A 21,267-nucleotide genomic window follows, 5' to 3' on the forward strand; every position below is an offset into this window, starting at 1 on the left:
GAACGATATGGCAAAGAATCTGATCCTGTGGTTGATCATCGCGGCTGTCCTGGTGACGGTGATGAACAACTTCTCCAGCCCTAACGAGCCGCAGACCCTCAACTATTCCGACTTCATCCAGCAAGTTAAGGATGGCAAGGTCGAGCGCGTAGCGGTTGATGGCTACGTGATTACCGGTAAGCGCAACGATGGCGACAGCTTCAAGACCATTCGTCCGGCAATTCAGGACAATGGTCTGATCGGCGACCTGGTGGATAACCATGTGGTTGTCGAAGGCAAGCAGCCTGAGCAGCAGAGCATCTGGACTCAGCTCCTGGTAGCCAGCTTCCCTATCCTGGTGATTATCGCCGTGTTCATGTTTTTCATGCGCCAGATGCAGGGTGGTGCGGGAGGCAAGGGCGGGCCGATGAGCTTCGGCAAGAGCAAGGCACGTCTGCTTTCCGAAGATCAGGTGAAGACTACCCTCGCTGATGTCGCAGGTTGCGATGAAGCCAAGGAAGAAGTTGGCGAGCTGGTCGAATTCCTGCGTGATCCAGGCAAGTTCCAGCGCCTGGGCGGCCGCATTCCTCGCGGTGTATTGATGGTTGGTCCTCCGGGTACCGGTAAAACCTTGCTGGCCAAGGCAATTGCCGGCGAAGCCAAGGTGCCGTTCTTCACCATTTCCGGTTCTGACTTCGTCGAGATGTTCGTCGGCGTCGGCGCCAGCCGTGTTCGCGATATGTTCGAACAGGCCAAGAAGCACGCGCCATGCATCATCTTCATTGACGAGATCGACGCCGTTGGTCGCCATCGTGGCGCCGGCATGGGTGGTGGTCATGATGAGCGTGAGCAGACCCTCAACCAGTTGCTGGTCGAGATGGATGGTTTTGAGATGAATGACGGCATCATCGTCATCGCCGCAACCAACCGTCCGGACGTGCTGGACCCTGCGTTGCTGCGCCCCGGCCGTTTTGACCGTCAGGTCGTGGTTGGTCTGCCGGATATTCGCGGTCGTGAACAGATTTTGAAAGTGCACATGCGCAAAGTGCCGATGGGTGACGACGTGGCTCCGGCTGTGATCGCCCGTGGCACCCCAGGCTTCTCTGGTGCCGACTTGGCCAACCTGGTGAACGAGGCCTCATTGTTTGCGGCGCGTACCGGCAAGCGTATTGTCGAGATGAAAGAGTTCGAGCTGGCGAAAGACAAGATCATGATGGGCGCTGAGCGCAAATCCATGGTCATGTCCGAAAAAGAGAAGCAGAACACCGCTTATCACGAAGCGGGTCACGCCATTGTCGGTCGCGTTGTGCCTGAGCATGACCCGGTCTACAAAGTGTCGATCATTCCGCGTGGTCGAGCGCTGGGGGTCACCATGTTCCTGCCGGAAGAGGATCGCTACAGCCTCTCCAAGCGTGCACTGATCAGCCAGATCTGTTCCCTGTACGGCGGTCGAATTGCCGAAGAAATGACCCTTGGCTTCGACGGCGTGACTACCGGTGCTTCCAACGACATCATGCGTGCCAGCCAGATTGCACGGAACATGGTGACCAAGTGGGGGTTGTCGGAAAAACTCGGCCCGTTGATGTATGCCGAGGAAGAAGGCGAAGTCTTCCTGGGGCGTGGCGGTGGTGGTCAAAGCGCGAGCTTCTCCGGTGAGACTGCCAAGCTGATCGACTCCGAGGTGCGCAGCATCATTGACCAGTGTTACGGTACGGCCAAGCAGATCCTGACCGACAACCGCGACAAACTGGATGCCATGGCGGATGCGCTGATGAAATACGAGACCATTGATGCCGACCAGATCGACGACATCATGGCGGGCCGTACACCGCGCGAGCCTCGTGATTGGGAGGGCGGCTCGGGTACTTCAGGCACTCCGCCAGTGGTTCAGAGCGAGCGCCCTGAAACCCCGATCGGTGGCCCGGCAGCTGACCATTAAGGTTTGAAATGACTTCTGCGTTGTCCTCTGCCCGGTTGCCTTGCGGCAACCGGGTTCTTGATTTGGCCCATACCCATGTCATGGGCATTCTTAATGTAACCCCTGATTCCTTTTCCGATGGTGGCCGTTTCAGCCAGCTGGATGCCGCATTGCGTCATGCGGCGGCGATGGTGGCTGCCGGAGCGACGTTGATTGACGTCGGCGGTGAGTCGACTCGGCCTGGTGCTCGCGCTGTTTCTCCCTTGGAGGAGCTGGAGCGGGTGGCGCCGATAGTCGAGATTATTGCGCGTGAGCTGGATGTGATCATCTCGGTCGATACCTCGACCCCGGCGGTGATGCGCGAGACAGCGCGCTTGGGGGCGGGGTTGATTAATGATGTTCGCTCGCTGCGGCGCGATGGTGCTCTGGATGCGGCTGCCGCTACCGGTTTGCCGGTGTGCCTGATGCATATGCTGGGAGAGCCCGGCAATATGCAGGACAACCCGCACTATGATGATCTCGTCGGCGAAGTCAGCGGTTTTCTTGCTGAGCGAGTGGCCCAGTGCGTTGCGGTGGGAATATCGCCTGACAACATTATCCTGGATCCCGGGTTTGGTTTCGCCAAGTCCCTGCAGCACAACTTGAGCTTGTTCAAGCACATGGAATCTTTGCATGCCTTGGGTCGGCCCTTGTTGGTTGGCGTTTCACGCAAGAGCATGATTGGGCAGGCTTTGAACCGCCCTGTAGGTGAGCGGTTGTACGGTGGCCTGGCATTGGCCGCGCTTGCCGTGACCAAGGGTGCGCGTATTTTGCGTGTGCATGACGTCGCCGAGACGGTCGATGTGGTGCGTATGATTGCAGCTGTAGAGTCAGCCGAATAAGAATGATGGAGTACTTATGACTAAAAAATACTTTGGCACCGACGGTATCCGTGGTCGGGTCGGCGAATATCCGATTACTCCTGATTTCATGCTCAAGTTGGGGTGGGCGGCAGGCATGGCGTTCCGCAGCATGGGCGCTTGCCGCATCCTGGTGGGCAAGGACACTCGTATTTCGGGTTATATGTTTGAGTCCGCGCTGGAGGCCGGTTTGTCGGCTGCGGGGGCTGATGTGATGCTGCTGGGGCCTATGCCGACACCGGCGATCGCTTACCTGACGCGTACCTTCCACGCTGAAGCCGGTATCGTGATCAGTGCCTCGCACAATCCTCATGATGACAATGGGATCAAGTTTTTCTCGGGGCAGGGCACCAAGTTGCCTGATGAGATTGAGTTGATGATCGAAGAACTGTTGGATGCGCCGATGACGGTGGTGGAATCCAGCAAGCTGGGCAAGGTGTCGCGGATCAATGACGCATCGGGCCGCTATATTGAGTTCTGCAAGAGCAGCGTTCCGACCAGCACCAATTTTGCCGGGTTGAAAATTGTTGTCGATTGCGCGCATGGTGCGACCTACAAAGTGGCGCCGAGTGTATTCAAGGAGTTGGGTGCGGACGTGACCGTGTTGTCGGCTCAACCCAATGGTTTGAACATTAACGACAATTGCGGCTCCACCCATATGGAGCAGTTGCAGGCAGCGGTTCTGGCTGAGCATGCTGACCTGGGTATTGCCTTCGATGGTGATGGCGACCGCGTCTTGATGGTGGATCACACCGGGGCGGTGGTGGATGGCGATGACTTGCTTTTTATCATTGCTCGCGACTTGCATGAGCGTAACAAGCTGCAAGGTGGCGTCGTCGGAACGTTGATGAGCAACCTCGGGCTCGAGTTGGCGCTGGCAGATCTTGGGATTCCCTTTATCCGTGCCAATGTCGGTGACCGTTATGTGATCGCTGAGTTGCTGGAGCGTAATTGGCTGGTAGGCGGCGAAAACTCTGGGCATGTTGTGTGTTTCCAGCACACCACCACGGGGGATGCAATTATTGCTGCGCTGCAGGTGCTGCTGGCCTTGCGTCGTCGCGAAGAGAGTCTGGCACAGGCGCGCCAAGCATTGCGCAAGTGCCCGCAAGTCTTGCTCAATGTGCGTTTCGCCGGTGGCGAAAATCCAATCGAACACCCTTCTGTCAAAGAAGCCTGCGAGCGCGTGACCCTTGCAATGGCGGGGCGTGGGCGGGTATTGCTGCGCAAGTCCGGTACAGAGCCTCTGGTGCGCGTCATGGTTGAAGGTGAGGACGAAACGCAGGTTCGCGGCCATGCTGAAGACCTGGCAAAACTGGTAACTGAAATTTGCGCCTGAATTCGGCTTGCCAGTGATGATGTGGTTGGGTAACATCTGCGCCCACTTTGACCGACGGGGTACAGCATGCGTCGCACTATGGTAGCTGGTAACTGGAAGATGCACGGTACCCGCGCCAGTGTCGCTGAGCTGATCAATGGCCTTCGTCACTTGGCCTTGCCGAGCGGTGTTGATGTTGCGGTTTTCCCGCCTTGCTTGCATATCAATCAGGTGATTGATGGCTTGAAAGGCAAGTCGATTCAGGTCGGCGCGCAGAATTCTGCAGTGGAGCCCATGCAAGGTGCGTTGACCGGTGAGATTTCGCCGAGTCAGCTGGTTGATGCAGGTTGTTCCTATGTGCTTGTTGGGCACTCCGAGCGCCGTCAGATGATGGGCGAGCGTGACGCGACGCTCAATCGCAAGTTCGCGGCGGCACAGGCTTGTGGCTTGATTCCAGTGTTGTGCATAGGGGAGACCCTTGAGCAGCGTGAGTCGGGCAAAACTCTTGAAGTTGTCTCGCGTCAGCTGGGCAGCATCATCGAGGAGCTGGGTGTTGGTGCGTTTGCAAAGGCAGTCATTGCTTACGAGCCGGTCTGGGCCATTGGCACCGGGCTGACTGCTACACCGCAACAGGCGCAGGATGTGCACGCAGCCATTCGCGCGCAGTTGGCGGCAGAGAATTCTGAAGTCGCACAAGGTGTGCGGCTTCTATACGGCGGCAGCGTGAAGGCGGCCAATGCGGTCGAACTGTTCGGCATGCCGGATATCGATGGGGGGCTCATTGGTGGAGCTTCCCTGAATGCAGATGAGTTCGGTGCGATCTGTCGCGCCGCGGGAAACTGAAAAAATGCTGGAAACAGTCGTAGTCGTTTTTCATCTGTTGGCTGCCCTGGGCGTAGTTGCCCTGGTTTTGTTGCAACAGGGTAAAGGTGCGGATGCTGGTGCGTCTTTCGGTGCAGGTGCTTCAAATACTGTGTTCGGAAGCCAAGGAACCTCTACCTTTCTTAGTAAGTTTACTGCTATACTTGCCGCCGGTTTCTTCATAACCAGCCTGGGGTTAGGTTACTTTGCTAAAGAGAAAGCTCATGTGCTGACTCAAGTAGGTTTGCCAAACCCAGCAGTGTTGGAAGTACCAAAAGCAAAACCGGCTTCTGATGATGTCCCGGTGCTTCAAGAGCAAAAGTCGGCTACTCCAGCGACTGACGTACCTCCAGCTCAAGAGCAGAAGTAAGAAGGTTGTAAACGCTGTATTGCCGAGGTGGTGGAATTGGTAGACACGCAACCTTGAGGTGGTTGTGCCCATAGGGTGTAGGGGTTCGAGTCCCCTTCTCGGTACCAATTATCAGGAGAGCCCGCTGTTGCGGGCTTTCTTGTAGGTGGAAGGTTACATTGACCCTGTAAGGGATCGGTCGTATACTTCCGCCCCAGCTTTGTCGCGGGGTGGAGCAGTCTGGTAGCTCGTCGGGCTCATAACCCGAAGGTCGTCGGTTCAAATCCGGCCCCCGCAACCAGTTTTAGCGGAGCCCCTTTTAAGGGGCTTTTTGTTAGCTGGACACTTTCAACGCCGCTGTTCGACGGCGTTTCAAGGATGGGCGTTTCGCCCATTTTTTTATTTTGCACAGCATGCACATACATGCACGAGGGGGTTCAGGTGTCGAGCAAGCTAGAAGAGTTGCAGGCCTTGTTGGCCCCGGTGGTCGTGGCCCTAGGCTATGAATGCTGGGGTATTGAGTTTTCGGCTCAAGGTCGCCACTCAATGTTGCGCGTTTATATCGATAAAGAGGGCGGCGTGCTGGTGGACGATTGTGCCATTGTCAGCCGTCAGATCAGCGGCGTACTGGATGTTGAAGATCCAATCGCTGTTGAATACACCCTCGAAGTTTCCTCGCCAGGCATGGAGCGCCCACTGTTCACTATCGAGCAGTTTGCTAAATATGCCGGTGAACAAGTGAAGATCAAGCTGCGATCCCCGTTCGAAGGGCGACGCAACTTTCAGGGCCTTCTGCGCGGTGTAGAAGAACAGGATGTCGTGGTGCAGGTAGAAGACCATGAATTCCTGTTGCCGATCGATATGATCGACAAGGCCAACATTATTCCCAGTTTTGACTGAGACGCGGATCCCGCGGATCCAATGGCTTGCGAAAGGCGAGGCGTACGATGAGCAAAGAAGTACTGCTGGTTGTTGAGTCGGTATCCAATGAAAAGGGCGTACCGGCAAACGTGATTTTTGAAGCGCTGGAGCTGGCCCTGGCCACTGCTACCAAAAAGCGTTTTGAAGACGAAGTTGATCTGCGTGTGGAAATCAATCGCCACACCGGTGCCTATGAGACTTTCCGTCGCTGGACGGTCGTTGAAGAGGCCGATCTTGATGATCCGGCCATCGAAACCTGGCCAAGCAAGGTTGCCGAAACGCACCCTGGCGCCAAGGTCGGTGATGTCGTCGAAGAAAAGATCGAATCGATCGAATTCGGCCGTATTGCTGCACAGACCGCCAAGCAGGTCATCGTGCAGAAGGTTCGTGAAGCCGAACGCGCTCAAGTCGTTGATGCCTATCGCGAGCGCCTGGGTGAAATCATCTCCGGCACCGTGAAAAAAGTGACCCGCGATAACGTGATCGTTGACCTGGGTAACAACGCAGAAGCGTTGCTTGCCCGTGAAGACATCATCTCCCGCGAAACTTTCCGTGTTGGCGTGCGTCTGCGTGCGCTGCTCAAGGAAATTCGCACCGAGAACCGTGGCCCTCAGTTGATCCTGTCGCGTACTGCGCCGGAAATGCTGATCGAGCTGTTCCGTATCGAGGTTCCAGAAATCGCTGAAGGTCTGATCGAAGTCATGGCTGCGTCCCGCGACCCGGGTTCACGTGCCAAGATCGCGGTCCGCTCCAAGGACAAACGCATCGACCCGCAAGGTGCTTGCATTGGTATGCGTGGTTCACGCGTCCAGGCAGTATCGGGCGAATTGGGTGGTGAGCGTGTGGACATCGTCCTGTGGGACGATAACCCGGCGCAGTTCGTGATCAACGCCATGTCGCCCGCTGAAGTGGCGGCAATTATCGTTGACGAGGATGCCCATGCAATGGACATCGCCGTTGGCGCAGACAATCTGGCTCAGGCCATTGGTCGTGGTGGTCAGAACGTGCGTCTGGCCAGCCAACTGACCGGTTGGACCCTGAACGTGATGACCGAATCGGACATCCAGGCTAAGCAGCAAGCTGAAACCGGTGACATCCTGCGCAACTTCATCGACGAGCTGGAAGTCGATGAAGACCTGGCACAGGTGCTGGTAGATGAAGGCTTCACCAGCCTGGAAGAGATTGCCTACGTACCGTTGGAAGAAATGCTCAACATCGACGGCTTTGACGAAGACACCGTCAACGAGCTTCGCGCTCGAGCCAAGGATCGTTTGTTGACTAAAGCCATCGCTACTGAGGAAAAGCTGGCAGACGCCCATCCGGCCGAAGACCTGCTCTCGCTTGAGGGTATGGACAAGGATTTGGCGATGGAACTGGCGGTGCGCGGCGTAATTACCCGCGAAGACCTGGCCGAGCAGTCTATTGACGACCTGCTCGACATCGACGGCATTGACGATGATCGTGCCGGCAAGTTGATCATGGCCGCCCGAGCCCATTGGTTCGAGTAATTAGGCGCGGCCTGAGGAGAGAAGTGCATGACGCAAGTCACGGTGAAACAACTGGCCGATGAGGTCAAAACACCGGTAGAGCGCCTGTTGCAGCAGATGCGTGAGGCAGGTCTGCCGCACACCGCCGCCGATGAAGGTGTGAGCGATAGTGAGAAGCAGTCTTTGCTGACTCACTTGAAGAGCAGCCACAAGGCGAAAGTGGAAGAACCGCGCAAGATTACATTGCAGCGCAAAACCACCAGCACCCTGCGTGTTGCTGGTAGCAAGAGCATCAGCGTTGAAGTACGTAAGAAGAAAGTCTTCGTACAGCGCAGCCCGGAAGAAATCGAAGCCGAGCGCAAACGCGAACTGGAAGAACGTCGCGCAGTAGAAAATGCTGCTCGTCAGAAGGCTGAAGAAGAAGCCAAGCGCCGCGCCGAAGAAGAAGCGCGTCGCCAGCCTGCTGCTGCGCAACCTGCTGCCACTGAAGCGGTCGCTGCGCCTGTTGAACCTGTGCGTGAGGCTGCTCCGGTTGCCGCTGCACCGGCTCCAGCAGCTGACGCCCGCAAGCGCGACGAACCTCGTCGTCCGGACAAACCACGTGCCGACGATAACAATCGTCGCGGTGGTGGTGGCGATGGCGAGCGCAAAAACGCTCCACATCGTGCTTCGGTCAAAGAGAAAGCGCCTGCTCCACGCGTTGCTCCACGTACTACCGACGAAGAAAGCGATGGCTTCCGTCGTGGTGGTCGTGGCAAGGCCAAGCTGAAAAAACGCAACGCCCACGGTTTCCAGAGCCCAACCGGCCCTGTCGTGCGTGAAGTGAAGATCGGCGAGACCATCACTGTGGGCGATCTCGCCCAGCAGATGTCGGTCAAGGCAGCTGAAATCATCAAGTTCATGTTCAAGCTGGGTACGCCGGCCACCATCAACCAGGTACTGGATCAGGAAACTGCCCAACTGGTTGCTGAAGAGCTGGGCCACAAAGTGACCCTGGTCAGCGACACCGCCCTGGAAGATTCCCTGGCTGAGTCCCTGAAGTTTGAAGGTGAGGCAGTTTCCCGTGCGCCGGTCGTGACCGTAATGGGCCACGTTGACCACGGTAAAACCTCCCTGCTCGACTATATCCGTCGTGCGAAGGTTGCTGCAGGCGAAGCCGGCGGTATTACCCAGCACATCGGCGCGTACCACGTTGAAACCGACCGTGGCATGGTGACGTTCCTCGATACCCCAGGTCACGCCGCGTTTACCGCAATGCGTGCCCGTGGTGCCAAGGCGACCGACATCGTGATCCTGGTGGTTGCGGCGGACGACGGCGTGATGCCACAAACCATCGAAGCCGTTCAGCATGCCAAGGCAGCTGGCGTGCCACTGGTGGTTGCGGTGAACAAAATCGACAAGCCGGGCGCCGATCTCGATCGCATCCGTAGCGAACTGTCGGTTCACGGCGTGACCTCCGAAGAGTGGGGTGGTGACACTCCATTCGTACCGGTCTCCGCGAAGATGGGTACTGGCGTTGACGAACTGCTCGAAGCCGTTCTGTTGCAAGCCGAAGTGCTGGAATTGACCGCTACTCCATCGGCTCCTGGCCGTGGTGTTGTGGTTGAATCCCGCCTCGACAAGGGCCGTGGCCCGGTTGCGACCGTGCTGGTTCAAGACGGTACCTTGCGCCAAGGCGACATGGTGCTGGTTGGTTCGAACTACGGCCGTGTACGTGCCATGCTCGACGAGAACGGCAAGCCAATCAAGGAAGCCGGTCCAGCTATCCCGGTCGAAATCCTCGGTCTGGACGGTACTCCGGACGCTGGCGACGAGATGAGCGTAGTTGCCGACGAGAAGAAAGCCCGTGAAGTGGCTCTGTTCCGTCAAGGCAAGTTCCGCGAAGTCAAGTTGGCCCGTGCTCACGCAGGCAAGCTGGAAAACATCTTCGAGAACATGGGCCAGGAAGAGAAGAAGACGCTTAACATCGTCCTCAAGTCTGACGTTCGTGGTTCCCTCGAAGCGTTGAACGGCGCTTTGAACGGCCTGGGTAACGACGAAGTGCAAGTGCGCGTTGTCGGTGGCGGTGTCGGTGGTATCACCGAATCCGACGCCAACCTGGCACTGGCCTCCAACGCTGTACTGTTCGGCTTCAACGTGCGTGCCGATGCTGGCGCTCGCAAGATCGTCGAGCAGGAAGGCCTGGACATGCGTTACTACAACGTCATCTACGACATCATCGAAGACGTCAAGAAAGCCCTTACCGGCATGCTTGGCAGCGACGTCCGGGAGAACATCCTGGGTATCGCCGAAGTACGTGACGTGTTCCGCTCGCCGAAATTCGGCGCGATCGCCGGCTGCATGGTTATCGAAGGTACCGTGTACCGTAACCGTCCAATCCGTGTACTGCGCGAAGACATCGTTATCTTTGAAGGCGAGCTGGAATCCCTGCGCCGCTTCAAGGATGACGCTTCCGAAGTACGTGCCGGCATGGAATGCGGTATCGGCGTCAAGAGCTACAACGACGTCAAGGCTGGTGACAAGATCGAAGTCTACGAGAAGGTTCAGGTTGCTCGCAGCCTCTAACTCGCGCACTTCAGGAGCCACACAGCGTGTGGGCATGCAAATGTCCCGCGCAGTGTCCGGACTCTAAACGCAACGCCCGGTCTGGCTTTTGTCAGGCCGGGCGTTTGCCGCTTTCAGACCCCACGGGTTTCACCGTGTGGCAGTAACAGGTAACAAGACATGGCAAAAGAATACAGCCGTACCCAGCGAATCGGCGATCAGATGCAGCGCGAGCTGGCCCAACTGATCCGTCGCGAAGTCAAAGACCCGCGCGTTGGCCTGGTCACCATCACCGCCGTTGAAGTGAGCCGTGACGTGGGTCACGCCAAAATCTTCATCACCGTGATGGGGCAGGACAACAGCGAAGAAATCGCACAAAGCATCAAGGTGCTCAACTCCGCCGCAGGTTTCCTGCGCATGCAGTTGGCCCGCGAAATGAAGCTGCGCAGTGTTCCCCAGTTGCACTTCCACTACGACGAAAGTGTCGTGCGGGGCGCGCATCTGTCGGCACTGATCGAGCGCGCAGTGGCTGAAGACAGCCAGCACCCGTCCACGCCTGAAGACGCCAAGGAGTAAGCGGTGGCTCAGGTCAAACGTATCCGTCGCAACGTCAGCGGCATCATTCTGCTCGACAAGCCCATTGGCTTTACCTCCAATGCCGCGTTGCAGAAGGTCCGCTGGCTGCTCAATGCCGAGAAGGCCGGGCACACTGGCAGCCTTGATCCCCTGGCCACCGGTGTATTGCCGTTGTGCTTTGGTGAGGCCACCAAGTTCTCGCAATACCTGCTCGATTCCGACAAGGGTTACGAAACCCTGATGCAACTGGGCAAGACCACCACCACGGCCGATGCCGAGGGTGATGTTTTGCAGGTTCGCGACGTGACCGTTGGTCGTGCTGATATCGAGGCTGCTTTACCCGCTTTTCGTGGGGAAATCAGTCAGATACCGCCGATGTACTCGGCACTCAAGCGCGATGGGCAGCCACTTTACAAGTTGGCACGTGCGGGTGAAGTAGTGGAGCGCGAACCGCGTTCTGTTACTATTGCGCGCTTGGAATTGCTTGCCTGCGAAGGCGACACTGCCCGCTTGGCCGTGGACTGCAGCAAAGGCACCTATATCCGTACCCTGGTGGAAGATATTGGTGAAAAGCTCGGTTGTGGCGCGTACGTTGCAGAACTGCGACGTACTCAGGCCGGGCCGTTCAGCCTGGCGCAGACGGTTACGCTGGAAGAGTTGGAAGCCGTGCATGCCGAGGGCGGGAATGAAGCGGTTGATCGCTTCCTGATGCCATCGGATAGCGGTTTGCTCGATTGGCCATTGCTGCACTTCTCGGAACACAGCGCGTTCTACTGGCTCAACGGCCAGCCGGTACGTGCCCCGGATGCTCCGAAGTTCGGCATGGTGCGAGTACAGGATCATAACGGTCGCTTTATCGGTATTGGTGAAGTGAGCGAAGACGGGCGCATCGCGCCGCGTCGACTGATTCGGTCAGAATGACCGAACGAGTGTGGCTGTTAACAGGCACGGTCACTACTCATTTTTAGATACGGGGATTTGTCCCTGGCCTGTTGAGACTGCCCTTTGGGTGGTTTCCTGAAAAAAGGATTGCCTCATGGCTCTCGACGTTCAAGAAAAAGCACAAATCGTAGCTGACTATCAGCAAGCTGTTGGTGACACTGGTTCGCCAGAAGTGCAAGTTGCACTGCTGACCCACAACATCAACAAGCTGCAAGGTCACTTCAAGGCCAACGGTAAAGACCACCACTCCCGTCGTGGTCTGATCCGCATGGTAAACCAGCGCCGTAAGCTGCTGGACTACCTGAAAGGCAAGGATCTGGGTCGTTATCAGACTCTGATCGGTCGCCTGGGTCTGCGTCGCTAATAAGCGATTGCGCTAGAGGTTGGTTGTCTGCCGTGTGTCAGTGGGGTCCCCACTGGCTCATGGTAGGCTTCCAGCCTCAAGTTTTATCTGGATACACGTTTTACCCTGGACTAGCGTCGGGCCGATTCCCGGCATTGCCCAAGAATTTCGCAAGAAGACACGTTCCCCCAAGAGCCACAAAGAAGGTAGGACACCGTGAACCCGGTTATCAAAAAATTCCAGTTCGGTCAGTCGACCGTTACCCTCGAGACAGGCCGTATCGCCCGTCAAGCCTCCGGTGCAGTGCTGGTTACCGTTGACGATGACGTCACCGTACTGGTGACCGTTGTTGGCGCCAAGACCGCTGACCCAAGCAAAGGCTTCTTCCCTCTTTCCGTTCACTACCAGGAAAAGACTTACGCTGCCGGTAAGATCCCTGGCGGTTTCTTCAAGCGTGAAGGCCGTCCTTCCGAGAAAGAAACCCTGACTTCCCGACTGATCGACCGTCCGATCCGTCCGCTGTTCCCAGAAGGCTTCATGAACGAAGTGCAGGTTGTCTGCACCGTCGTTTCCACCAGCAAGAAAACCGATCCGGACATCGCTGCGATGATCGGTACCTCGGCTGCCCTGGCTATCTCCGGCATTCCTTTCGATGGCCCGATCGGCGCGGCACGCGTTGCTTTCCACGAAAGCACCGGCTACCTGCTGAACCCGACTTACGAGCAACTGAAAGCGTCGAGCCTGGACATGGTCGTTGCAGGTACTTCGGAAGCCGTATTGATGGTTGAATCGGAAGCCAAAGAGCTGACCGAAGACCAGATGCTGGGCGCTGTACTGTTTGCCCACGACGAATTCCAGGCTGTCATCAAGGCTGTCACCGAGCTGGCTGCCGAAGCTGCCAAGCCGACCTGGACCTGGGCTGCCGCCCCGGAAGCCACCGAGCTGCTGGGCGCTATCCGCTCCGAGTTCGGCGCTGCCATCTCCGACGCCTACACCATCACCGTCAAGGCCGACCGTTACGCTCGCCTGGGCGAGCTGAAGGACCAGGTTGTGGCCAAGCTGTCCGGTGAAGAAGGCCAGCCTTCTGCCAGTGACGTGAAAGCCGCATTCGGTGAAATCGAATACCGCACCGTTCGCGAAAACATCGTAAACGGCAAGCCACGTATCGACGGTCGCGACACACGCACCGTGCGCCCGCTGAACATCGAAGTCGGCGTTCTGCCGAAGACTCACGGTTCGGCACTGTTCACCCGTGGTGAAACTCAGGCCCTGGTAGTCGCGACCCTGGGTACTGCCCGTGACGCACAACTGCTGGACACCCTGGAAGGCGAGAAAAAAGACCCGTTCATGCTGCACTACAACTTCCCTCCGTTCTCGGTGGGCGAGTGTGGTCGCATGGGCGGTGCTGGTCGTCGTGAAATCGGTCACGGTCGTCTGGCACGCCGTTCGGTTCAGGCCATGCTGCCTGCTGCTGACGTGTTCCCGTACACCATCCGTGTTGTGTCGGAAATCACTGAATCCAACGGTTCCAGCTCCATGGCTTCCGTTTGCGGTGCTTCCCTGGCACTGATGGACGCTGGCGTGCCAATGAAGGCGCCGGTTGCGGGTATCGCCATGGGCCTGGTTAAAGAAGGCGAGAAATTCGCCATCTTGACCGACATCCTGGGTGACGAAGACCACTTGGGCGACATGGACTTCAAAGTAGCGGGTACCGCCAAAGGTGTGACCGCGCTGCAGATGGACATCAAGATCAAGGGCATCACCGAAGAGATCATGGAAATCGCCCTGGGCCAAGCCCTGGAAGCGCGCCTGAACATCCTCGGTCAGATGAACCAGATCATTGGTCAGTCCCGTACCGAACTGTCGGAAAATGCTCCGACCATGATCGCGATGAAAATCGACACCGACAAAATCCGTGATGTCATCGGTAAAGGCGGCGCGACTATCCGTGCGATCTGCGAAGAGACCAAGGCTTCGATCGACATCGAAGACGACGGCTCGATCAAGATCTTCGGCGAAACCAAGGAAGCTGCTGAAGCTGCACGCCAACGCGTCCTGGGTATCACTGCCGAGGCTGAGATCGGCAAGATCTACGTCGGTAAAGTTGAGCGCATCGTCGACTTCGGCGCATTCGTCAACATCCTGCCGGGCAAAGACGGTCTGGTTCACATCTCCATGCTGAGCGACGCTCGTGTTGAGAAAGTGACCGACATTCTGAAAGAAGGCCAGGAAGTGGAAGTGCTGGTACTGGACGTAGACAACCGCGGCCGTATCAAGCTGTCCATCAAGGACGTAGCAGCAGCCAAGGCTTCGGGCGTTTAATCACCCGCTGACTTCACGCTGAAAAAAAGGACTCTTCGGAGTCCTTTTTTATACTCGTAGGAAAATGCCGGTAAATCAGGTGCTTAGTAAATCTCAAAAGCCGCAAGTTGCATGCTGGCAGGATCGAATTCATGCAAGTTGCACGATTAAGAGGGTCCTTGTTTTTTATAACTCATTGTTTTTAAATGATTTAATTTAAGGGGCGACTTGGCACACTGCCTGCAACAACCCTGTTAACGCTGCAGCATCAAGGTTCACACACTGCAGATTTTCAATAAAACAGGAGTTACTCGTATGAAGAAGTTCGCTCTCGCTGCTGCTACCGCTCTGACCCTGGCCATGGGTGCTAACGTGGCCTTTGCTCAGACTTCCCAAGCTCCAATGACCCTGGCGGCAGGTGAAGCCACCAAGGCTAAGGAAAGTGTTTCGGATACTTGGATCACCACCAAAGTTAAATCCGATTTGCTGACCGAAAAAGGCATCCCTGGTTCGGACATCAAGGTAGAGACCAATAAAGGCGTGGTTTCCCTGTCGTCGACGGTTGCCATCTCTGACTCGCAGAAAGCTACTGCTGTAGCGATCACCAAGAAAATCAAAGGTGTTACTGCTGTTTCCGCCGACGGCCTGCTGGCAGGCGGTGCAACTAAAGCCGATAACGTCGACAAAACCAAAGCCGCAGCAGCTGACGCTAAAGGCGCTACCTCTGACACCTGGATTACCACCAAAGTCAAAGCGGATCTGGTAACCGAAAAAGGCATTCCTGGCACCGACATCAAAGTCGAAACCAACAAGGGCGTAGTTACCCTGTCCTCTTCTGTCGCAGTGACTGAAGCACAGAAAACTACTGCGGTGAATATCACCAAGCAAATCAAAGGCGTTAAAGCTGTATCGGCCGATGGCCTGAAAGCAGAGTAACGTTCAAAGTTTCGTCTGAGCTAGACGGCGGCGGCTTAGGGTGAGTTAGATATCCACCTGATGCACCTCTGGAGTTCATGCGATCGACCACACGGATGTGGTCATTACAGGCCCCGGCACTTGTGTCGGGGCCTGTTCTATTCCAGGTCGGAATATGATGATCAAAAAAGTGGGAGGGGGCTTGCTCCCGATGGCAGTGTGTCAGTCAGCTTATCTGTAGCTGATCCACCGTCATCGGGAGCAAGCCCCCTCCCACATTTGGATGTACGCCAGCTTCCGGTTACTCAGCGTCCAGATGCATTGGCGTGACAACACGACCGTCTTTCTCTGCCTGCCCAAGGTAGTCCGTGATGACGCTGGCGCGATCCTGGCCCAGTTGGCGCATCGCTAACTTGAGTACCACCTCTGGAGTTCATGCGACCGACCACACGGATATGGTCATTACAGGTCGGAATATGATGATCAAAAAAGTGGGAGGGGGCTTGCTCCCGATGGCAGTGTGTCAGTCAGCTCATCTGTAGCTGATCCACCGCCATCGGGAGCAAGCCCCCTCCCACATTTGGATGTACGCCAGCTTCCGGTTACTCAGCGTCCAGATGCATTGGTGTGACGATACGACCGTCTTTCTCTGCCTGCCCAAGGTAGTCCTTGATGGCGCTGGCGGGATCCTGGCCCAGTTGGCGCATCGCTGGAGCTCCAGAACTTGAGTACCACCTCTGGAGTTCATGCGACCGACCACACGGAGGTGGTCATTACAGGTCGGAATATGATGATCAAAAAAGTGGGAGGGGGCTTGCTCCCGATGGCAGTGTGTCAGTCAGCTTATCTGTAGCTGATCCACCGTCATCGGGAGCAAGCCCCCTCCCACATTTGGATGTACGCCAGCTTCCGGTTACTCAGCGTCCAGATGCATTGGCGTGACAACACGACCGTCTTTCTCTGCCTGCCCAAGGTTGGCATCAATGAAGTACACACGGTCATCTTGCAGTTGGCCTTTATCCACCAGGTAGTCCTTGATGGCGCTGGCGCGATCCTGGCCCAGTTGGCGCAACAGCACATCGCTGGAGCTCCAGAACTTGAGCACCCCGTCACGCAGTTTCGCGCTGCGTTCATCGTTGCTCAGGTCTTTCCATTCGGCCGGTGGTTGTTGTTTCAGGCGGGTGCGGTAGATGCCTTCCAGCAACGGCGCCTTTTCCTTCTCGGGCACCACAAGCAGCGATGCCTGGGCCGGGACTTTGTCACCACGACGCTGAAGGATTTTGTAGTAGTTGTATTGGTACTCACGCTCCAGGCGCTGTGCGGCGAGGAAGGGACCGTCGCTGCTGGCGGCAGCCGTACCTTCGATTTCCAAGCGTAACGTCGGACGCTCTTTGAGTGCCTTGGCCAGCGTGTTCAGGGCGCCTTCGGTGTCCTTGCTCAACTCGCTGGAGCCCGCAGCGAAGGACACATTACCCAGGTCCTCAGAGCCGCCCCCGCTGATCAGGCCGCCAATGAATTTGAACGGCGCCGTTGCTGCGCGTACCACCAGGTTACGTAAGGTCTGCCACACGATGGGCATCACGCTGAACTGTGGGTTGTTCAAGTCACCCGTTACCGGCAGTTCAATCGAGATTTTGCCGTCGCTGTCCTTGAGCAGGGCGATCGCCAGGCGAATCGGCAAGTCCACGGCGTCGGCGCTGTCGACTTTCTCGCCCAGTTGCAGTTGCTCGACCACCACTTTGTTTTCGGCCTTCAATTGGCCCTTGGTGATCACGTAATGCAGGTCGAGGTTCAGGCGACCCTTGCGGATACGGAAACCGGCGAACTTACCCGAGTAAGGCGTGAGGGTGGTCAGTTCGACACGTTTGAAGCTGGTGGCAATATCCAGCGCGGCCATCGGGTCGAACGGGTTCACGCTGCCTTTGATGGTCACCGGTGCGTAGCGATCGACCTTGCCGTTGATATCGACGCTGGCCGGTTTGGCCTGGCGGCTGTCGATGGTGCCGATCTGGCCGTTAAGCTGTTGAATGGCGGTGGCAAAGTTGGGTGTAAGGCTGAAGTCGGCAAAGTTGGCCGAGCCGTCGTTGATCGCAATCTGCCCGATGTGAATGCCCAGGGGCTTGTCTTTGCTCGACGCAGGTTTGGCCGCCGACTTGGTGCCACTGGAAGCCGGTTGCGGGATCAGCAAATCATCGATGTTGGTGGTGCGGTCATCGTTGATCATGAAACGCGCATAGGGTTGCAGCAGGTTGATCTTATCGATCGACAGGCTTTCGCCATGCTGGTAATTCACACCTTCGAGCACCAGGCGCTGCCACTTGAGAAAATCTCGAGTCTTGAGGGTATCCAGGGTATGCAGTTGATCAACCTGTGCACGCCCCGTGACCTGGAGCGCCAATGGCTCGGTGCTTTTCAGGTTCACATCCAGGTTGCTGCCGAGCATGCCGCTGCGCAATTCCAGGCGAATGAACGGGCTGATATAGGATTGGGCAACCCGCAGGTCGATGTCCTGGGTATTCACCTTCAGTTTGGCGCTGACCGGGTTGAGGTTGACCTCGCCGGTCGCCTGGATCTTGCCTTGCTTACCCAGGCCGGTGTCGATTTTCAGGCTAAAGGGGCTTTGGTTGAGGCTGTCGAAGTTTTGCACATCGACATTCAACGGGCCCAGCTCCAAGGCTACCGCAGGCTTGGCCTGGCGGTCGGCCAGGTGCACTTGATAATTACGCAGTTGCACATCCTTGAGCAGCACTTGCCAGGGTTTGCTCGGTGTTACAGGTTCCACTTTCGGGGCATCAGCCGTTGCCGGCGTGGTGGCAGGTTCAGGCGCCTTTGCCGGCTTGCTCGGTTGGCTGGCGAACAGTTTCTGCCAGTCCAATTGGCCATCGGCTTCACGGGCAGCCCAGGTTTCCAGTTTGCTGCTGCGGATCTTGCCGACAACCACTTGCTGCTTGGCCAGGTCCACCGTGGTTTCGCTGACGTCCAGGCGCTCCAGTCGAGCCAACGGCCGGCCGTCCGGAGCCTTGATCGCGAATGGCGCGATGCTGGCGGCAGTGTTGGTCAGGTTCAGCTCGGTTTCTTTGGCCAGGCTGAATTTGTAGTCGGTATTGAAATTCAGCACGCCGTCTTCAAGTACCAGCGGCACCGCATCACGCACATACGGCCACCAGGCTTTCATCTTGCCGTCGGTGACTTTCAGCGTACCTTCGGACGTGATCGGCACGAGGCTGAAATTACCTTTCCAGTCGATCCGCCCACCTTCAGGGCCGGCGGCCACCAAGGTCATGTCGGCGTTATCTTCCGGCAGGGTGCTGAGGTTTTTCAGTTCAAAGTCGAGTTTGTCGTAGAGGAACTCGATAGGTTCGCTGGGGCGCAGATCCTTGAAGTGCAGGTAACCGCCCGCCAGCTTGATGCTGTCGATACGCAGCGGGAACGGCTTGGCATTGGGGTCGGCCGGGGTGGGCTCGCTCGGTGGCAGTTTGAACAGTTGGGCCAGGTTCAACTGGCCGGACTTGTCGAACAACAGTTCGGTCTTGGGCTGGTCCAGTTGCACATCGGCCAGATGCAGCGCACGCGTCCAGAGACTGTCGATCTGCAAGTTGGCGTAGAGGCGTTCGAACCCGACTTGCTCTTTGCCAGGCTCACCGATTTTCAGGCCCCATAACGTCAGCTCCAGGCTGAACGGGTTGAGCTCGATACGCTCAATACGCGCGGGCACGGTGGCGTAATTGGCCAACTGTTGGTTGGCAATGCGAAGAGCAATGCCGGGCAAAATCAGGAAGCCCAGCAAGCTGTACAAAGCAAGGGCGGCCAGCAAGGCGCCTATGGCGCGAATCAATCCTTTGGGCATGGGTGACGCCATCTATGTCGAACGAGAGTGCCTTGGAGTATGGCACGGGAATTCGGTTCCGAAGAACACCGGGTGTTGGGATACTTCCTACAGTTGCAGGATCAGGGTCTTCAGCGGAGGTTGTTGGTCGCGCGATGGAAAGTCGGCCCCCGGTGTCATGACTTGCCAGTCGCGTACAGGGCGACCGGCCTTTTCCGCGCAGCGCAGCACCTGCTCGCGCCAGTCATCCATGCTGACTTTCGCCAGGTTGTTGCAGCAAATCAACACGCCATTGTCGGCGGTGGCCAGCAGCGCAGGCTTGAGCAGGCTTTGATAGTCGCGCAGCAGGTCGACGGTGCCGAAGGCGCTCTTGGCCCAGGCGGGAGGGTCCAGCAACACCAGGTCATACTGGCGTTGTTCCAGTCGCGGATAACTCGGCAGTTTCTGGCCGCGACGCTGGGTGATCGGCAGGCCCGCGAGTTGACGAATTGCCGGGAAGTAATCGGACTGTACAAACGTCATGGTCGGCAACTGCGAGTTAAGCACACCGTTTTCCCGTCCAACCGCCAGGTTCCCCTCGGCAAAGTCCAGGTTGCACACTTCGCTTGCGCCGCCGGCCGCCGCACTCAAGCCCACGCCACAGGTGTAGGCAAACAGGTTCAGCACGCTTTTGCCGGCGCTATGGTTCTTGACCCAGCCACGGGTGTTACGCAGGTCAAGGAACAGCAAGGGGTCCTGCCCGGCATGGCGCCCACGTACGCGGTAGTTGAGGCCCCATTCGTGGCCGACCAGGTCTTCCAGTGCGGCGGGCTCGGCGCGGTACACCGTGTCTTCGCGGTCGATTCGCGAGTTGCCACGGGAACGGTCGTTGTACACCAACAGCAATTCCAGGCCCATGTACTGATTGATCAGTAGATGCAGGTCCAACAGGTCGACGCTTTCCAGCGATTGGTGGAAGCTCTGCACCAGCAATTGCGGGCCGTAGCGGTCGATGGTCAGGCCACCGGCGCCTTCCTGGCTGCCGTGGAACAACCGATAGCAGTCTGTGCCTTGGGCATGCAGCTCGTTGATCAGGTCTTGGCGATGATCGAGTGCGGCGCGCAGCGCCTGATTCAAGGGAGTCATGGAGCGCGCCTTGCTTGCGGGTAAATGAGGGCAATGTGGGCGCGGAGTTTAACAGCTATAGGCCGCTGCCTACATCAACCCCATCCGCCGATGGGCGCGTTGCACCGAACCATTGCGCATGGCCCAGCGCAATAATGGCGCACTGCGCTTGACCCCGGCGCGGATCATCTGGCGTTGCAGCGGGCTCTGGTGTTGTTCGAGCAAACTGCTTGCCCAGTCTGGCAGCAGGTCGATCCCGGCCTGCATCATCAGGCTACTGAAAGGTTTGGCCAAGGTGCTGGGGGCGGGCGTATTGATCAGCAGGCGCAGGACTTCGCGGCTGCGCTCATCGCACAGCAGTTGCGGGCGGACGCGCGCTAGATAATCCGAAATGTCCTGGCGTGATCGCGGCACATGCCGAGCGCCCAGGCGTTCGGCAACCAAGGCAATTTCGCTGTAGTACCGGTCTTGGTCTCGACCCGAAAGGTGCGGGTTGCGATAACGCAGGTGGGCGGCCAAAAAGTTGCTGACTTCAGCCACATGCACCCAGGTGAGCAGGTCCGGATCACTGGCCGCATAGGGCCGTCCATCCGGCGCATGGCCGACCACTTGCAGATGGATGGTGCGTACTTTTTCGATCAACCACTCAGCGTCTTTGCGTGAGCCGAAGGTGGTGCCTGAAATAAACTGCGAGGTGCGCCGCAAACGCCCGAGCATGTCCTGACGGAAATTCGAATGGTCCCACACGCCAGCCAGGGCCAGTGGGTGCAAGGCTTGCAGCATCAAGGCGCTGATACCGCCGATGAGCATGCTGCTGAAGTCGCCATGGACTTGCCAACTGACCGAGTCCGGCCCGAACAGGCCGGGATCGCCCTTGGGGTTTTCCAGGTCCAGTTGGCCGAGTGACAAGCCGGTGAGGCTCATCAGCTGGGTTTCGATACGGCTTCGGATAAATTCCATGGCGACTCGGGTGTTCCTATCGGTTTA

The 21,267-nt window shown here is 57.4% G+C and carries 17 protein-coding genes and 2 tRNA genes; 15 read left to right on the forward strand and 4 right to left on the reverse strand.

What is annotated here, in order from left to right:
• The first annotated feature begins 7 nt into the window (after positions 1 to 7).
• The 15 genes from ftsH (at position 8) to M5B43_RS14990 (ending at position 15,371) form a co-directional block, all read left to right on the forward strand.
• Entirely contained in the window at positions 8 to 1,918 is a 1,911-nt protein-coding gene (ftsH, locus tag M5B43_RS14920; protein ID WP_159959949.1) for an ATP-dependent zinc metalloprotease FtsH, read from the forward strand.
• An 8-nt stretch (positions 1,919 to 1,926) separates the two neighbouring features.
• Positions 1,927 to 2,778: a dihydropteroate synthase gene (folP, locus tag M5B43_RS14925; protein ID WP_248750829.1), complete on the forward strand. Its 852-nt coding sequence runs from the start codon at positions 1,927 to 1,929 to the stop codon at positions 2,776 to 2,778.
• A 16-nt stretch (positions 2,779 to 2,794) separates the two neighbouring features.
• Positions 2,795 to 4,132: a phosphoglucosamine mutase gene (gene glmM / locus M5B43_RS14930; protein WP_248750830.1), complete on the forward strand. Its 1,338-nt coding sequence runs from the start codon at positions 2,795 to 2,797 to the stop codon at positions 4,130 to 4,132.
• A gap of 66 nt (positions 4,133 to 4,198) precedes the next feature.
• Positions 4,199 to 4,954, forward strand: coding sequence for a triose-phosphate isomerase (tpiA, locus tag M5B43_RS14935; RefSeq protein WP_248750831.1), 756 nt, complete (start codon positions 4,199 to 4,201; stop codon positions 4,952 to 4,954).
• 4 nt (positions 4,955 to 4,958) lie between these two features.
• Entirely contained in the window at positions 4,959 to 5,342 is a 384-nt protein-coding gene (gene secG / locus M5B43_RS14940) for a preprotein translocase subunit SecG (RefSeq protein ID WP_083207073.1), read from the forward strand.
• A 21-nt stretch (positions 5,343 to 5,363) separates the two neighbouring features.
• Positions 5,364 to 5,449, forward strand: a tRNA-Leu gene (locus M5B43_RS14945).
• 96 nt (positions 5,450 to 5,545) lie between these two features.
• Positions 5,546 to 5,622, forward strand: a tRNA-Met gene (locus tag M5B43_RS14950).
• A 140-nt stretch (positions 5,623 to 5,762) separates the two neighbouring features.
• Positions 5,763 to 6,221 (forward strand): ribosome maturation factor RimP, encoded by a 459-nt coding sequence (gene rimP / locus M5B43_RS14955; protein WP_032867412.1) that lies wholly within the window; start codon positions 5,763 to 5,765, stop codon positions 6,219 to 6,221.
• A gap of 47 nt (positions 6,222 to 6,268) precedes the next feature.
• On the forward strand, positions 6,269 to 7,750 hold the full coding sequence (gene nusA, locus M5B43_RS14960; RefSeq protein ID WP_008057419.1) for a transcription termination factor NusA: 1,482 nt from the start codon (positions 6,269 to 6,271) through the stop codon (positions 7,748 to 7,750).
• Positions 7,751 to 7,777: 27 nt separating this feature from the next.
• A complete protein-coding gene (gene infB, locus M5B43_RS14965) occupies positions 7,778 to 10,294 on the forward strand; it encodes a translation initiation factor IF-2 (RefSeq protein ID WP_248750832.1) in 2,517 nt (838 codons plus the stop codon).
• Positions 10,295 to 10,453: 159 nt separating this feature from the next.
• Entirely contained in the window at positions 10,454 to 10,849 is a 396-nt protein-coding gene (gene rbfA / locus M5B43_RS14970) for a 30S ribosome-binding factor RbfA (RefSeq protein ID WP_003176137.1), read from the forward strand.
• Positions 10,850 to 10,852: 3 nt separating this feature from the next.
• Positions 10,853 to 11,770 carry a tRNA pseudouridine(55) synthase TruB gene (gene truB / locus M5B43_RS14975; RefSeq protein ID WP_034117853.1) on the forward strand — a complete coding sequence of 306 codons (918 nt, stop codon included), beginning with the start codon at positions 10,853 to 10,855 and terminating at the stop codon, positions 11,768 to 11,770.
• Between the two features lie 115 nt (positions 11,771 to 11,885).
• Positions 11,886 to 12,155 (forward strand): 30S ribosomal protein S15, encoded by a 270-nt coding sequence (gene rpsO / locus M5B43_RS14980; protein ID WP_003177875.1) that lies wholly within the window; start codon positions 11,886 to 11,888, stop codon positions 12,153 to 12,155.
• 195 nt (positions 12,156 to 12,350) lie between these two features.
• Positions 12,351 to 14,456, forward strand: a complete 2,106-nt coding sequence (gene pnp / locus M5B43_RS14985) for a polyribonucleotide nucleotidyltransferase (RefSeq protein WP_017528788.1) — start codon at positions 12,351 to 12,353, stop codon at positions 14,454 to 14,456.
• Positions 14,457 to 14,750: 294 nt separating this feature from the next.
• A complete protein-coding gene (locus M5B43_RS14990) occupies positions 14,751 to 15,371 on the forward strand; it encodes a BON domain-containing protein (protein WP_248750833.1) in 621 nt (206 codons plus the stop codon).
• Between the two features lie 280 nt (positions 15,372 to 15,651).
• Here the strand turns inward: M5B43_RS14990 and M5B43_RS27290 are convergent, their stop codons facing one another.
• The 4 genes from M5B43_RS27290 to M5B43_RS15005 all read right to left on the reverse strand — a co-directional run bounded on the left by M5B43_RS27290 (position 15,652) and on the right by M5B43_RS15005 (position 21,240).
• On the reverse strand, positions 15,652 to 15,774 hold the full coding sequence (locus M5B43_RS27290) for a hypothetical protein (protein WP_283099489.1): 123 nt from the start codon (positions 15,772 to 15,774) through the stop codon (positions 15,652 to 15,654).
• A 489-nt stretch (positions 15,775 to 16,263) separates the two neighbouring features.
• Entirely contained in the window at positions 16,264 to 19,197 is a 2,934-nt protein-coding gene (locus M5B43_RS14995) for a DUF748 domain-containing protein (RefSeq protein WP_248750834.1), read from the reverse strand.
• Between the two features lie 87 nt (positions 19,198 to 19,284).
• Positions 19,285 to 20,301, reverse strand: coding sequence for a class I SAM-dependent methyltransferase (locus tag M5B43_RS15000; RefSeq protein ID WP_248750835.1), 1,017 nt, complete (start codon positions 20,299 to 20,301; stop codon positions 19,285 to 19,287).
• 69 nt (positions 20,302 to 20,370) lie between these two features.
• Positions 20,371 to 21,240 carry an oxygenase MpaB family protein gene (locus M5B43_RS15005; RefSeq protein WP_248750836.1) on the reverse strand — a complete coding sequence of 290 codons (870 nt, stop codon included), beginning with the start codon at positions 21,238 to 21,240 and terminating at the stop codon, positions 20,371 to 20,373.
• Positions 21,241 to 21,267: the final 27 nt, after the last annotated feature.

Source organism: Pseudomonas sp. MWU15-20650 (assembly GCF_023242475.1).
Taxonomy (GTDB): domain Bacteria; phylum Pseudomonadota; class Gammaproteobacteria; order Pseudomonadales; family Pseudomonadaceae; genus Aquipseudomonas.